Here is a 13,581-nt window from a genome sequence, read left to right as displayed (position 1 = left end):
TGCGACTTCCGGAACCTGCCTATAAAGCAATGATTCGCAGTTCGTGCCCCCATTCCCCGGCCGGCGTCAGCACTCCTGGGGGAAAGATCTGGATGGATTCGTACGGGGACCTCCTGGCAGCCGACGATGTACTGCTCTTCGTCAACGCGGCGATCACCTCCACCGGCCAGCGTGAGTTCCACAGCGACGCGGGCGAGCAGCAGCTGTCCCTGGACTTTCTCCATGCGTACATGCTGGGGAACTACCGCGACCTGTACGCCGGGGTCCTCGCGCTCGACATCAACGACCACAACGCGGTCCTGATCATCCGACGGCTGCTGGAGACCAGCGGCGAGGCCACTGCCGAGCAGCGTCGCAGCGAGGGCCGTCTGATCGCGTCCCGTCTTGCGACGCTGCCGCCCCAACGCGTCTACGGACTGTTCGACGACCTGCGCCGGGCCAGGGTGAACCACCGTCGCTGCCGCGCGATCATGCGTGACTGGCTGTCCGCCCGCCCGGATCTGGCGTTCGACGCCGTGAAGTACCGCAGTGGCCTCAAGCGAGCCCTTCGCCATGCACACCTGGCCCCCGCCACCGAAGAGCTGGGGACATTCCTGTTCGCGCCGCTGGCCCGCCCGCACTATGCGACACCCCTCCTGGAGACATGGCGCCGCGCGCATTATGAGCAGGCAGCCCTGTACGAACTGCCCTATACGGTCGCCGAGGGCTTCGCCGCCAAGTACGGCATTGCCCGCGATGTCTTCCTGGAACGAATAGCTCCGCGGCTGACCCGGCTGGAGACCTTGCGGCTCCAGGAGTCCGCGCAGAAACGTGGGGCTACCGGGGTGCAGGCGGACCTGGCGGGGATGCCGTTGACCCGACTGGCGACCTATGTGCTGTCTCTGCCGGTCGAGGAACGCCGGCTTCGGCGTGCCGAGTTGACCCACGCCCTGGAATCGGCGGCCGACCGGGTGGCCGGCGTTCACCGCGCGAGGTGGGGCAAGGTCACCGCCGTACTGGATGACAGTTTTTCCTCCTTCGGGTCGGCCCACAAACGGCGTCGGCCGCTGGCCGTGGCCCTGGCCTGCCACTATCTGCTCGCGGCCCTGGCCGACGACTACACCGGGCTGTGGACCTCCGGGCGGACCGACGCGCTGCTGACCCGTCCGTACGGGCCGACGCCGGTCGGCCGGCGGATTCTCGACGCGCTGGACACCGCCCCGTCGAGGCTGGTGATCGTCTCCGACGGATGGGACAACGCGCCTCCCGGCCTGGCCGCCGAGGTGCTGCGCATCTGGCGGACCCGGCTGGACCCTGAGCGCCGCACCAGCATCGTCCATCTCAACCCGGTGTATGACGCGGCCGACTTCGATGTGCGCCGGCTGTCCGCGACGGTGCCCACCGCGGGTATCCGTGACGCCGAGGATCTTCCCGCGTTGGTCGAACTCGCCCAGTTCGCGGAAGGCCGCACTGGCCTGGCCGAACTGAAAACCTACATGGACACCCGGGTGGACCGGATGATCAGCGAGCATGAGCGGGAGCGGGCGCGATGACGACACTGGACCTGACCGGCCTGGCCACCCGCCCGTCCCAGGTCTGGAACGCCGTCAGACTGGTGCCGCTCGTGCGTGACGAACCCATGGACGACCTGCGTCTGCACTCGCAGCTCTACGACGATGCGGCCGGGCTGGTCGAGGTCGGCCCGCGCCGTGCCTACCTCTCCTATGTCCCGCACGGTTTCGTCGCCACCTGGACCGATGACGGCACACCGGCGGCCGCCTACGGCACCCAGCTCTCCGCCGACGAGAACACGCCTCCCCCGGCCACGATGGGTCTGCGCCACCACCGCAGAATGGCCCGCCGTCAGGCCAAGGACCGGCTGCGGTTCCTGCCCATGCACCTGGCGCTGGAAGGCTACCTGGCGCTGCACTTCGGCGGACCCACCATCGCGTGGGAGGAGTGGTCGCAGCGTGCGGTCCGCCAAGGGCTCTCTCCTCGCGTCGAGGAGGCTTATACGGGCGCCGAGGTGCGGGGGCTCGCCGACGCACTGCGCATCTTCGAGATCCACCCCGGCCAGTGTGGCGTGATGGTCTACGTCGCCGACGCGCTCGCTGCCGCGTTCGTGGTTCCGCATCCCGACGACTACCGTGCCCTTCACCCGACGCTCCTGAAGGACCTGTACGGCGAACTGATCCACCACTACGCCACGCTGATGCCGCCGGTGCCGGACTTCCGGGCCCGCATACCCGACCAGCAGATCCGCTCCCTGGCCGACCTGCGCACGGCGGTTGCCGAGCAGGAACATGCCTGGACGCGTTTCCACGACACCACCATGGCGACCGGCCTGCTGGAACACACCTACACCTGGCAGTCGGTCTACCGGATGGGACGCTTCACCCTCTCCCGCTTCCTGCCGGCCTTCCGCCCCAAGCAGGAGAACCACATCGGTGAGGCCATCACCGACGACAGCGGCCGGATCGCCTACCTCAAGACGTTTCGCCTGTCCGAGAACCAGGTTCGTCGCGGTCACCTTCTGAGCAGGCTTGCCGCCCACGACTGGCACCTGGCCGACACCGCAGCCGATCTCGGTATCGGTGAGGCGCAGCTGGGGCTGCGGCTGGAGTCCGCCGGGTTCGGTTTCCTGCTGCGCCAGGACGTCCTGGACGGATACCGCAGGCAGCAGAAACGAACCCGGGCCCCTCAGTCGTAGAAGAACAGCTCAAGGTCCTCCACGGATCCCGGCCCGGTCAGGAATCCCTCGGCCAGGGCGATCTCGTTCTCCGCCGGGAACCGTCCTTTCAGGAGCTGTCTCATCCATATCTCGCCCTGCTCGCCGATCGCGTAGATTCCGGAGAGCAGTTCGGCCATTCCGGCGGGCTGTGCCGGGCTGCGCCCGACGACGGAGTGCAGTTCCCATCCGCCCGCCCGGGCGGCCAGCCGGAGCACTCCGGCCCAGTTGGAGATCCGCCCGATGCGTACGTGCCACGAGTCCGCGGTGAACGGCGCAGGCCTGCCGCCGTGCAGGGCGTTGGTGGCAGCCCTGATGTCCGCCATCACCTGCCGTTCCACGGCGTCACGGAGCCAGCTGCCCTCCTGTGCTTCCTCGATGGCGGCGGACCACCACTGCCATGCGCCCTCCAGCCGGGCCGCGAACGTATCCATCGCGCCAGGTTTTCACGCCCGCTGCCGTCGGCCTTCGCGGGGAGCCCGAACAGCCGAGAAGTGAAACCTCGCCACGCCGATGTTGAGGGCGCGGTGCGCGAAGTTCAGGGCGATCAATCCGATCCGGTCCATGCCGACCCGGTCGAAGTGGCCCTGGGCGGCGCGGGCCGCCTCCGGCATATGGGGCAGGGCCAGGGCGTCGGCGAGCGGGATGCCGTGGTCGAACAGGAGCCAGAGCTTGTCGACCGAGCCGCTGAGGGAGGCGTCGATGCCCCATCACAGGGGGAACCGGTCGACGAGTTCGTCGAGGAGGCTCTCCATGGGATGGCCGTCGAAGCGCAGCAGGCCGGCTTCGCGCAGCCGGGGCACCGGATGGACGGGCCGGCGGTAGCACACCCGGAGGTTGACGTCCCGCTTCTCCGCCGGCTGGGTCGTGGTGCGCATACCGAGCCATGCGCCCTCACACAGGTAAGGGGACGGTCTGGGACATGCTGCATCTCCTTCATCAGGTGCCGGGCGGACATGAAGTGCGGAGAAGGCCATGGCTTCAGACGGGTTCGGGCTGCGGTTCGGGGCGGGGTACCGGGAGGACCTTCGTCTCCCAGTGGCCCGTAGTGCGCACGTAGGCGTAGATGACCGAGGCCGTGGCGAGGAGCAGCAGGGGGCCGAACAGCCAGGGCTGCTGGGCCATGTGGAGAGGCAGGTAGCGGTACGACAGCAGGAGCACGGCGAAGACCGTCACGCCGTGGACGACCAGCTGGATTCCCGACCGGTCCCACCCTTGCGCGGACGACCGCAGCGCTGTCTCGACCGTGAGGGCGAACACCGCGCCGGCCAGCAGGTCCGCGCCGTAGTGGTAACCGAAGCCGAGCGTCGCGGCGAGGGTGGCGACCAGCCAGAAGGTGCCCGCGTACCGGAGGAATCGCGGGCCTTTCCGGGAGTGGATGAAGATGGTGGTGGCCCATGCCGTGTGCAGGCTGGGCATGCAGTTGCGCGGTGTGATCCCGTCGAAAAGGATGGCGTGCGGGGCCCCGACCGGTGGCGGCACATTCGGCCACACGTCCGCCGCTGCCCAGTGCCCGCCGCTCGGACCGTACGCGAACACCGGACCCACCACCGGGAAGACCATGTAGACGGCCGGTCCGATCAGGCCGATGGCGAGGAACGTACGGACCAGATGGTGGCGTGGGAAGCGGCGCTCGACGGCCACATCGCGCAGTTGGTAGGCCGCTACCGCGACCGCGGCCACCGCGAGCTGGATGTAGACGTAGTTCAGGAGATGGGTGCCGATCGGGCCGGTCGCCGCCACGATCCGGCCCATCACCCATGAGGGGTTGCCGAGCGCGTGGTCGGCCATCGCCACATAAGGGTCCAGGACTTCCGGGCGGGTTTTCGAGGTGATCAGCAGCCAGGTGTCGCCGGTCTTTCGGCCGGCCACCAGCAGCAGGCCCAGTCCGACGCCTTTCAGGAGCAGGACGCGTTCCGGGCCGGAGCGGCGGGTGATCGCGATCACCGCCCAGGCCAGCACCACCCACAGTGCGCCGTTGCCGAACGGATGACCGTCGGTCACCTTGATGCCCAGCGCCAGCCGTACCAGCGCGATCAGCACGTCGATGCCGACCGCCGCACCCAGCGAGACGAGCCGTTGCCGCCAGGTGAGCACGACCATGGTCAGTGCCAGACTCGCGTACAGAAGAAAGCCGGATTTAGGCGGAAATATCACCTCCCGCGCCTGGTTCGAGAGCGGCCCGGGGATTCCATATCGATCCGCGGCGACCTCCAGCACCACGAGGAATCCGAGGACCAGCACGCCCGCCGCAGCCCACAACACCGCCTGCGGCCGACGCCAACCCTCGGCCTCAACCCCGCGGCCTATTCGCGAAGACACTCACAACACCCTAGAAATCAATGACCCGGCCGATACGTCAGACACTGGACGAGATATCCCTGCCGATACCGGGCCGACCGGTTTCCCGGTGGAAGACCGACGGCAAGGACGCCCGCCATGAGCCCGATCATGCTAGCCCCGGCGCCGTCGGCAGAGACAGGCGGATACCGGCACAAGCCGTGCGGGCTCCGGCTCCGGCTTCCGGCTTCCGGCCGGAGGGCCTGCTCAGGAGAGAGCGGTCGGCCGGCGCGGGGGCGGGACGGCGCGCAGGTGCTCCCACAGGGGGCGCGAGCCGGACGCCCACGCTCCGAGGGTGTGGCGGTCGACCACATGGAGGCACTGCTGGCCGGCGAAGGCCACGGCCGGTGCGGTCACCCGGCCGTTCGTCACGATGACGGCGACGTCGGCGCCGTGGACCTGTCGGGCCGTGCCGTTGAGGACCTGGAGGTCCGGTGTCCCCACCGGGGAGCCGGACAGGCCGTTGCGGCGGTGCTTGCACTGGATCACCCAGCGCCGCCCGTAAGGGTCGGTGGCCTTCACGTCCGCGCCCAGGTCCCCGCGGCCGCCGACCCTGATCGCATCCTGGCAGCCGTCGCGGCGCATGAGGTCCCGGACCGCGTCCTCGAACCGGGTGTGGTGCAGGGCATCCAGCTGGGACAGCGCGTACCGCAGACCCTGCGCGCGGACGGCTTCCCAGCGGGCGTTCTGCTGCTTGCGGTAGAGGCGCCCGACGCCGGCCAGCGCTGCGAGCGTGCCGGCGAGGAGCAGGAGCCACCAGTGGGCGAGCAGCCAGGTGATCACCGTCACCGTCAGAGCGATGGCCAGCGCGGCGGCCAGGAGGAGGCCGGTCAGCTGGTCGTTCTTCCGCTGCTGTCGTTTGCTCGGCCTCCGGGTACGCCGCCGGGCCGGCGGACGCCTGGTCATCGCTGCTCCTTCGCGCCGGGTTTCCTCGTCCCGCCTGGACTGATGCCGGTCGTGAGCCGGCCCAGGAGGGGGTTCATGTCTAGCCGGGGCCCCACGCAGCCGGAGGTGAAATGCAGGCGAATGGCATGAAGTGTTCGGAGCTGGCCGAATACCGTGCGGCGGGGCGGAGGCGACGGCGGGGGCTGCGCGGGCTGTTAGCGTCCCGTCGTGTGAAGGACAGTGTGTACACGGGCAACGCGGGTGCGGACGGGGCCGCGGACCGGGGATGGATTCTGGGGCACTTCAAGGACACCGGCGATCCCCGGCACAGTGAGGCCGTGGAGATCAAGTGGGGTGTCCATCCGCGCGGCGACGAACGGGCCCAGTGGGTCAAGGGGGAAGAGCGCACGGCGCTGCTGGTCCTGATCAGCGGGCGCTTCCGGGTCGAGCTGCCCGACCGCAGTGTCCTCCTGCGCCGCCAGGGCGACTACGTCGTATGGGGCCGCGGTGTCGATCACTCCTGGTTCGCCGAGGAGGAGTCGGTCGTACTGACCGTCCGCTGGCCCTCCGTGCCCGGCTACGCGGTGTCCGGGGTGGACCGGGCGCGACGCTCCGTCTGACCGGAAAACGCCGCAGGGCCCCCTGGCGGCGGTGGTCGCCGGACAGGAGGCCCTCGGGGCGGGACCCGTCGGGGTCAGCCGTCGGACTCCGGGGAGGGGAGGTAGGCGCCCGGGACGTCGTCCGGGGCGTAGATCTTGTTCTCACCGGGGTACGGCTTGGTCCAGTTGTGCGTCTCGTACCAGGTGTAGTGGTTCATCTGGGCGGGGTTGGCGTAGTCGGGGACGGCGTTGGGTCCGGTCAGGCGTTGCTTGGACTTCCAGGTGTCCCACTGGGCGGCGAGTTGCCGCTTGCCGGCCGGCACCTTCGACGGCGGTACGACGGCCGCCTTGGGGTCCTGGGGGGCGGGGGTGTCCACGCCGCAGGGCGGCGGGGTCTTCAGGCCGTCGGTCAGCGAGGTCCGGTTGGGCAGCGCGGTGAACGGCGTGTAGTCCGGGTGCCGGGTGAAGGCCGCGCGCATCGGGGTGGCCGCGCTGTCCTTCTGGTTCATCGGGTCGATCCCGAGGATCTGCTCGATGGTCCGGATCAGGGTGATCTGGGTGTAGTAGTGGCTGTCGACGGTGCCGTGCCGGGCCCAGGGGCTGATGATCTGGATGGGGGCGCGGTGGCCGTCGACGTGGTCGAGCCCGGCCTGGGCGTCGTCCTCGACGACGAAGATCGCCGAGTCCTTCCAGTAGGGGCTGTGCGAGATCTCGTCCACGATCCTGCCGGTGGCGAGGTCGTTGTCGGCGACCTGGGCGGCGGGGCCGGCCGGTCCACCGGTGTGGTCGCTGGACAGCCAGAACATGTTGAGGTCCGCCGGGCCGTTCTGCTCGAAGTCGCGCTTCCAGATCTGGTAGCGGTACACGTCCGGGACGCTGGTGTCGAACTTCGCGAAGCCGTGCACGGAGACGTCGTTGAGGGACGGGATCGGCGAGGAGGAGACCAGGGGGTAGGCGGTGTCCTGCCCGGTCGCCTCCATGTTCTTGCTGTCGCAGTACAGGTTCTGCCAGCTGGAACCGGCCGGCTTGGTCAGGAACTGCTGGAACTCGCCGAAGTCCCGTACGGACCTGCCCGCCGCCTGTGCCCCGGTCCACAGGAACCCGGTGCGCTGGTGGCCGAGGGCGTCGTCCTCGGTGTCGTAGCTGCGCTGGTACTCGCCGGCCGAGGACTCGGTGTACTCCGGGTTGTCGGCCTGCATCAGCCAGTTGTGGCCCTCGGCGGAGTTGGTGCCGATGTCGTACGTGTTGTCGTACAGGCCGAACTGCCGGGCCAGCGCGTGCTGGTTGGGGGTGACGTTCTCACCGAACTCGGCCAGCGACGGGTCGCCGTCGCCCTCGGGGATGTCGCCGAAGACCTGGTCGTAGGTGCGGTTCTCCTTGACGATCAGGAACACGTGCTTGATGGTCGAGGGGTCGCCGAGGCGGGTCGGGACGGGCACCGCTCGCGCGTGGCTGCTGTTGTCGGTGTGGGTGACCGAGCCCGGGCTCCAGCCGTTCTGCCGGAAGACCTTGGCCGTCTCCGAGCGGATCGTGCGGTCGCTCGGCAGGGTGAACCGCTGCACGCTGGACGTCGTGTCGTGCGTGTTGTGGCCGGCGCTGGTGGTGGGGCGGCGGGCGTCGATACCGCGGGTGTTGGAGACCACCACCTGGTCGCCGACGGTGGCGATCTCGGCGGGGAAGTAGTCCGTGGGGAGCAGGCCGACGTAGCTGACCGGTTCCTGCGGGCTGGTGTACCGGTAGACGGCGACAGCGTTGGCGCGTCCGAGTGTCACCAGCAGACGGCCGTCGTCGGTGAGGGTCACCGCGTCGGGTTCGTAGCCGACCGACGCCTCCGGCCACGGCTGGGTGGCGATGGTCTGTACGACCTTGTCGCGGGCGGTGTCGATGACCGAGACGTCGTTGCTCGCCGTGTCGGTGACGAACAGCGACCTGCCCTTGGCGTACAGGGCGGTGGGGTGCAGGCCGACGTCGATGCTGGTGGCGGCGGCGTCGGGGTGGGCCAGGTCGATGACGCTGACCGTGCCGGTGGTGGTGGCGGCGGTCACCGGGTCGGCGGGCACCGGGGTGTTGTAGGAGTTGATCGTGGTGTCGCCGGGCTGGGCGGGGCGGCCGCCCTCGTTGCTGACGTAGAGCTTGGAGCCGGCCTGGACCAGGTCGCGCGGGGCGTTGCCCACGGACCAGCTCTGCTTGATCGCGCCGGTCGCCGCGTCGATGGCGACCACCCGGTTCTGCCCGTTGACCGCGGAGTAGACGGTGGAGCCGTCGGAGGAGAACACGGCGGCGCCCACGAGCGCGTGCCGGGGGCCGTCGGCGGGGATGCGGACGGACACCGGGTTGCCGACGCTGCCGTCGGGGTTGACGGTGAACTTGGTGTAGCCGTCGGTCTGGCCGAGCCAGAGCTGGGTGCCGTCGGGTGAGTACGTGGGGCCTTCCTGGCCGACGCTGTTGCTGCCGATGCGCAGGTCCGCGGTGGCGGAGGTGCCGACGAGCTGCTGCACCTTCCAGTCGTCCAGGTTCACGACGGCCAGCGCCATGCCGCCGTCGGCGACCGAGGCCGCGAGGTGGGTGCCGTCCGGGCTGACCGCCGAGGACATGATCTTGCCGTTGTTCACGACGAGGCGGTCGCCGTACGGGTCGATGTACTGGTCGCTGGAGATGACCTGGCCCCGGTCGGTGTCCTGGCCTACCTGGTCGGTGCCGAACTGGCGGGTCTGGGCGAAAGCGGTGCCGGCGGCGAGGACGGCCACCGCGGTGACGGCTGCCGTGGTGAGGGGTATGCGGCGGCCCGCGCGTCTGCCGAGGAGGCGCGCACCGGTTCTCTCGACACGTCTGCGGCGGCGTGTCACCTGCATGGGGTCATCCTTTCGTCATCCCTCGTGCTCATCCCATCTCATCCCTTCGTCATCCGTTGGGCGTGCCGGGAAGGAGGTCGACGTTGCCGTCGAACTGCCAGAGCGGGTTGGGTGCGTCTCCGGTCGGGGTGCGCACCAGGAAGTAGCCGTTGACTTCCTTCGGTCCGTCGCCGTCGGCGACGTATCGCCCGTCCGCGGTGATGTCGAGCTGGTAGACGGCCGTTCCGGTGGCCTGGACGCCGGGCAGATGCCAGGAGACGACACAGCGCCAGTCGTTGCCCGGCCCCTGCACGGCGTCGGCGACTCCGCCCTTGGTGCAGGCCGCCGCGGCCTTCAGCTGCGCTTCCGGCACGTCGGGGCGGTTGAGCTGCCTGGTCTGCATCCGGTAGAGATGGCCGAACTCCGTGGCGAGCGAGCGCTGGACCGTGTTCTGACCGATGCCGGTGCCCGTGGTCGTCGCGGGGGTGAGTGCCGCGACGGCCGCGACCGTCACGGCGACCAGGGCGACGAGCGGCAGGGCCGCCGCGGTGACCGCGCGGCGCGCCGAGCCGTCGTCGGTGAGGTTGGTGAAGTCGCGCCGCAGGAACAGCAGATACGCCAGCGCGGTCGCGGTCACGGCCCACACCAGAGCGACCGCCACGCCGACCAGGAGCGGCCCGAGCTGTGCCGGGCTGGTGAACAGGCCGTTCCAGGCGATGAAGGCGTACCCGGGCAGGGCGAGCCGTACGGCTACGGGGAGGGGCAGCATCTGGGCGAGCTGCATGGCCAGCGCGAGCAGGGCGGGCAGCAGCAGTCCCATCGGGGACCGGCCGAGGACGACGGATCCGAGCAGGCCGATCGCGGCGAGGGCCAGGGTCGGGGCGAGCGCGCCGGTCCAGGCGAGCAGGACGCCGACGGCGGCGTCCGCGGGGGCGACGAGGTGGCCGTCGAGGCCGACCAGTGGCTGGTTGCCGACCGCGAGCAGCCCGCCTGCCGTGCTGGAAGCGGCCAGGCCTGCCACGAGCAGCAGGATGACGGTGAAGCTGGCGAGTGCCTTGGCCACGAAGATCCGGCGCGGCGAGCGGACGGCGACGAGCAGATGGCGCCAGGTGCCGAGCCGGTCCTCGGCGGCGAAGACGTCGCCGGCGACGACGGAGGTGAGGAGGGGCAGCGCCCAGGTGCCGGCGAAGCCGAGCGTCACCAGGGGGCCGGCCCATCCTGTGGCGTGCATCCAGCGGCCGAAGAGGGTGTCCGTGGGCAGCGTGCTCTGCCGGCTCACCGCGGCGACGAACACGGCGGGGGCGATCCAGCAGGCGAGGACGAGCAGCCGGATCCGCCAGTGCGAGACGAGTTTGACCAGTTCGAAGCGGTAGGCGCGGGCGATGGAGACGCGGTGTGTGAGGGCGGCCTGGGAGCCGGCGACTGCGGTCGCGGTCATCGGGCGGTCTCCTGCTGCTCGTCGCCGGTCGCGGTCATCGGGTGCTCCCCCGCTGCTCGTTGCCGGTCGCGGTCATCGGGTGCTCCCCCGCTGCTCGTTGCCGGCCGCCGGCTGCCGGTGCTTGTCGGCTCCACGCGTTCCCTGGTGCGGCTCGCTGCCGGTCGTCGGGCTCTGTGGCTGCCCGGCGCCGGTGTCCCGCTGCTCGGTGAGGGCCAGGAAGGCGGCTTCGAGCGGGGACACGAGAGGGGCGAGCTCGCGCAGTGCGATGCCCGCGTTGACGAGTCGTACGACCAGTTCGTCCAGGGCGGGTACCAGCGCACGGACGACGAGCGCCCCGGTGTCGCGGTGTGCCCCGGCCTCCGTGACGGTCCTGATCCCCGGTGTGTCTGCGGCCACTTGCCGCGCGGCGTGCGGGTCGGAGGTGACCAGCCGGTAGTCGAGTGCTCGGTTCTCCGCGGCCAGTTTGCCGAGCGGTCCGGAGAACACGACCTGTCCGGTGGCGAGGATGGTGACCTCCGAGCACAGAGCCTCGAGGTCGTCCATGCGATGGCTCGACAGGACGACGCTCGTGCCCTGCGCCGCGAGCCGGGTCAGGACGCCGTGGACGTGTTTCTTGCCGGCCGGGTCCAGCCCGTTGGAGGGTTCGTCGAGGATCAGCAGCCGGGGCCTGGTGAGCAGGGCGGCGGCCAGGCCGAGCCGCTGGCGCATGCCCAGGGAGAAGCCCCGCGTCCGGTCGTCGGCGACATCGGTGAGCCCGACCTGGTCGAGTACGTCGTCGATGCCCGCCGTCCGTGCGTCCTGACCGCGGAGTGCGGCGAGCGCGGCGAGGTTCTGCCGGGCGGTGAGCGACGGGTACAGGCCCGGCCCGTCCACGAACCCGGCGACGCCGGCGGGCGCGGCGAAGGCCCTTCCGACCGGGGTGCCCAGGATCTCCATGCGGCCGCTGTCGGCGACGGCCAGGCCGAGCAGCAGGCCCAGCAGTGTCGTCTTGCCCGCGCCGTTCGGGCCGGCCAGGCCGTGGATCTGCCCCTGCGCCACATCCAGATCGACCGCGTCGAGCGCGACGACATCGCCGAAACACTTGGTGATCCCGCGGGCCCGGATTGCGAGGAGTGGGTCCATGAGCTCCTTCTTTCGGAAACCTCAAGGACCCTAGGGACAACACACAACACAGGCAGGGGCAAGTGATTGAACGCTGACGGAACGGAAGGCGACCGGAACCCGCCCTGTCGTTAGCCGAAATGCCGTTGTTTCAGGGGGATTTCAGGGTGACTGCGGGGAGACGTCGGGGTGCCGTCCGGCCTACGCCGGGCGTGTTGGGCGTGCCGGCCGGCGTCGGTCGGGGCATCTCTCCGATCAAGCCGGGGTCAGGCCTCCGGCCTGCGGTGATGAGGGGTGGCCCGCATATGCTGATCGAGGGGGTGCGGGACGGGAGTGGCCATGGAGAAGAGAGCGGACATACCCCGGCGCCGGCTGCGGGCCGTACCCAGCGCCGCGGAGCTGTGGCTCCGCCGCCGGCGGGCGCTGCGCTTCATCGCCCTGTGTGTGATCGTCCTGGTGCCGTGGACGGTCTACCTCGGGTTCTCCCTGCCCGGCCAGTACCGGGCCCGGTACTGGCCGGCGGCGTGGGTGGGCTTCGACGTGCTCCTGCTGCTCTCGCTCGTCGCGGCGGGTGTCGCTGTCTGGCTGGGGCGCCAGCTGCTGATCCCGTGCGCCGTGGTCGCGGCCACGCTGCTGGTGTGCGATGCCTGGTTCGACATCTCACTGTCCTGGGGCAGCCCCGATGTGTGGGGAGCGGTCGCCTCGGCCGTGCTGTTCGAGATTCCGCTCGCCGTTCTGCTGCTCGTACGGGCGCATCGGGTGCTCCGGGCGACCGTCCATCTGGCGTGGGAGCGGCTGGGGCTGCCCGGGGAGCCGCCTCCGGTGCACCGGCTCCCCCTCTTCGGCGCCTACCACCCGGTCCCCCGCACCGAGCAGGATCCGCCACCCCCGGCCCCGTAAGGGGACTGGTGCGGCCCGGACGGGTTCCTCGGCTACGAAGTTGTCAGCCCCCTAGGTTCAGGCGCGGGCCTCGGCTCCGTACGGGCGGTGGTGGGTCAGGCGGGGCGCTCGCCTCGTACCGGCGGGTTGGCGACGGGGCGGCGGGTGCCCACCGGCAGCAGCGACCGGCCGTGGGTCTCGTTGATGACGGTCGCCGCCGCCGTGTACCAGGCGACGAGTCCGGTGGCGATACCGAACCAGCCGCCGACCTGCGTCATGGCGTGTGGCTGGCGGCCGGTCTCGAAGGCCCCGATGGCGAGGAAGAGGAAGGTGAGGGCCAGCAGGACGAGCACCGCGAGCACGGCGGTGCTCACGCGGAGCGCGGCGACGGCCATGAAGGCGGTGAAGATGGCCCAGCCGAGGAGGAACAGTCCGAGGGCGTTGTGCGTGTCACCGGCGAACGGCAGGCGGGGGGCGATCCACCAGTACGACAGCCAGAAGGCCCCGTAGGAGACGAAGGCCGTCGCCCCGAAGGTGTTGCCGCGCCGGAACTCGAACAGTCCGGCGATGAACTGGGCGAGGCCGCCGTAGAACACCGCCAGGCCCAGTACGGGCACGATGGCGCCGGCCTCCTTCAGCAGGTCGGTGTTGATGATCGACAGCAGCAGCGTGGTCAGCGCGAAGCCGGCCAGGCCCAGCGGGGCCGGATCGGCCCAGCTCGCCGGATGCGGCATCTGCCCGGCCGGCTGGTCCGGCTCGAAGCTCCTGGTGTCTTCGTTCATGACCGGCATCCCTTTCAGC

Annotated in this window: 13 protein-coding genes; 4 read left to right on the top strand and 9 right to left on the bottom strand. The window is 70.2% G+C overall.

Translation table 11 applies throughout. From position 1 onward, the window contains the following. The first annotated feature begins 92 nt into the window (after positions 1-92). Positions 93-1,532 carry a hypothetical protein gene (locus ACZ5CZ_RS10835; protein ID WP_468941346.1) on the top strand — a complete coding sequence of 480 codons (1,440 nt, stop codon included), beginning with the start codon at positions 93-95 and terminating at the stop codon, positions 1,530-1,532. Beyond that, the gene (locus ACZ5CZ_RS10830) at positions 1,529-2,689 is read left to right on the top strand and encodes an ARPP-2 domain-containing protein (protein WP_468941343.1); all 1,161 of its coding nucleotides are present in this window, start codon (positions 1,529-1,531) and stop codon (positions 2,687-2,689) included. The genes ACZ5CZ_RS10835 and ACZ5CZ_RS10830 overlap by 4 nt, the downstream gene beginning before the upstream one ends. On the opposite strand, the gene ACZ5CZ_RS10825 is transcribed toward ACZ5CZ_RS10830, so the two are convergent. The 5 genes from ACZ5CZ_RS10825 to ACZ5CZ_RS10805 form a co-directional block, all read right to left on the bottom strand. Continuing rightward, a complete protein-coding gene (locus ACZ5CZ_RS10825) occupies positions 2,680-3,141 on the bottom strand; it encodes a hypothetical protein (protein ID WP_468941340.1) in 462 nt (153 codons plus the stop codon). The two genes, ACZ5CZ_RS10830 and ACZ5CZ_RS10825, sit on opposite strands and share 10 nt — an antisense overlap. 12 nt (positions 3,142-3,153) lie before the next feature. Next, on the bottom strand, positions 3,154-3,411 hold the full coding sequence (locus ACZ5CZ_RS10820; protein WP_468941440.1) for an aromatic prenyltransferase: 258 nt from the start codon (positions 3,409-3,411) through the stop codon (positions 3,154-3,156). Positions 3,412-3,417: 6 nt separating this feature from the next. Beyond that, a complete protein-coding gene (locus tag ACZ5CZ_RS10815) occupies positions 3,418-3,585 on the bottom strand; it encodes a hypothetical protein (protein WP_385842742.1) in 168 nt (55 codons plus the stop codon). 103 nt (positions 3,586-3,688) lie between these two features. Continuing rightward, on the bottom strand, positions 3,689-4,972 hold the full coding sequence (locus tag ACZ5CZ_RS10810; RefSeq protein ID WP_468941437.1) for a phosphatase PAP2 family protein: 1,284 nt from the start codon (positions 4,970-4,972) through the stop codon (positions 3,689-3,691). Between the two features lie 282 nt (positions 4,973-5,254). Then, positions 5,255-5,953, bottom strand: coding sequence for a restriction endonuclease (locus ACZ5CZ_RS10805; RefSeq protein WP_468941337.1), 699 nt, complete (start codon positions 5,951-5,953; stop codon positions 5,255-5,257). A 209-nt stretch (positions 5,954-6,162) separates the two neighbouring features. On the opposite strand from ACZ5CZ_RS10805, the gene ACZ5CZ_RS10800 reads away from it, so the two are divergent. Then, positions 6,163-6,552 carry a cupin domain-containing protein gene (locus ACZ5CZ_RS10800; RefSeq protein ID WP_385842740.1) on the top strand — a complete coding sequence of 130 codons (390 nt, stop codon included), beginning with the start codon at positions 6,163-6,165 and terminating at the stop codon, positions 6,550-6,552. 74 nt (positions 6,553-6,626) lie between these two features. On the opposite strand, the gene ACZ5CZ_RS10795 is transcribed toward ACZ5CZ_RS10800, so the two are convergent. The 3 genes from ACZ5CZ_RS10795 to ACZ5CZ_RS10785 form a co-directional block, all read right to left on the bottom strand. Beyond that, on the bottom strand, positions 6,627-9,383 hold the full coding sequence (locus ACZ5CZ_RS10795) for an alkaline phosphatase family protein (RefSeq protein WP_468941335.1): 2,757 nt from the start codon (positions 9,381-9,383) through the stop codon (positions 6,627-6,629). A gap of 49 nt (positions 9,384-9,432) precedes the next feature. Further along, positions 9,433-10,800, bottom strand: a complete 1,368-nt coding sequence (locus ACZ5CZ_RS10790; protein WP_468941332.1) for an ABC transporter permease — start codon at positions 10,798-10,800, stop codon at positions 9,433-9,435. Positions 10,801-10,872: 72 nt separating this feature from the next. Then, complete coding sequence (locus ACZ5CZ_RS10785; protein ID WP_468941329.1) at positions 10,873-11,922, bottom strand: ABC transporter ATP-binding protein; 1,050 nt, start codon at positions 11,920-11,922, stop codon at positions 10,873-10,875. 318 nt (positions 11,923-12,240) lie between these two features. Here ACZ5CZ_RS10785 and ACZ5CZ_RS10780 point away from each other — a divergent pair, with 318 nt between their 5' ends. Next, the gene (locus ACZ5CZ_RS10780; RefSeq protein WP_385842736.1) at positions 12,241-12,801 is read left to right on the top strand and encodes a hypothetical protein; all 561 of its coding nucleotides are present in this window, start codon (positions 12,241-12,243) and stop codon (positions 12,799-12,801) included. A gap of 95 nt (positions 12,802-12,896) precedes the next feature. Here the strand turns inward: ACZ5CZ_RS10780 and ACZ5CZ_RS10775 are convergent, their stop codons facing one another. After that, positions 12,897-13,562, bottom strand: a complete 666-nt coding sequence (locus ACZ5CZ_RS10775) for an acetate uptake transporter (RefSeq protein ID WP_385842735.1) — start codon at positions 13,560-13,562, stop codon at positions 12,897-12,899. Positions 13,563-13,581: the final 19 nt, after the last annotated feature.

Source organism: Streptomyces sp. NPDC031418, assembly GCF_055581605.1.
This window is presented reverse-complemented; position numbering and strand designations above follow the sequence as displayed.

What these genes read in the sequence shown, in the direction of transcription:
- ACZ5CZ_RS10835 (WP_468941346.1), top strand. Translation starts at nt 93, where the DNA reads ATGGATTCGTACGGGGACCTCCTGGCAGCCGACGATGTACTGCTCTTC.
- ACZ5CZ_RS10795 (WP_468941335.1), bottom strand. Translation starts at nt 9,383, where the DNA reads ATGCAGGTGACACGCCGCCGCAGACGTGTCGAGAGAACCGGTGCGCGC.
- ACZ5CZ_RS10805 (WP_468941337.1), bottom strand. Translation starts at nt 5,953, where the DNA reads ATGACCAGGCGTCCGCCGGCCCGGCGGCGTACCCGGAGGCCGAGCAAA.
- ACZ5CZ_RS10790 (WP_468941332.1), bottom strand. Translation starts at nt 10,800, where the DNA reads ATGACCGCGACCGCAGTCGCCGGCTCCCAGGCCGCCCTCACACACCGC.
- ACZ5CZ_RS10780 (WP_385842736.1), top strand. Translation starts at nt 12,241, where the DNA reads ATGGAGAAGAGAGCGGACATACCCCGGCGCCGGCTGCGGGCCGTACCC.
- ACZ5CZ_RS10825 (WP_468941340.1), bottom strand. Translation starts at nt 3,141, where the DNA reads ATGGATACGTTCGCGGCCCGGCTGGAGGGCGCATGGCAGTGGTGGTCC.
- ACZ5CZ_RS10785 (WP_468941329.1), bottom strand. Translation starts at nt 11,922, where the DNA reads ATGGACCCACTCCTCGCAATCCGGGCCCGCGGGATCACCAAGTGTTTC.
- ACZ5CZ_RS10815 (WP_385842742.1), bottom strand. Translation starts at nt 3,585, where the DNA reads ATGCGCACCACGACCCAGCCGGCGGAGAAGCGGGACGTCAACCTCCGG.
- ACZ5CZ_RS10830 (WP_468941343.1), top strand. Translation starts at nt 1,529, where the DNA reads ATGACGACACTGGACCTGACCGGCCTGGCCACCCGCCCGTCCCAGGTC.
- ACZ5CZ_RS10775 (WP_385842735.1), bottom strand. Translation starts at nt 13,562, where the DNA reads ATGAACGAAGACACCAGGAGCTTCGAGCCGGACCAGCCGGCCGGGCAG.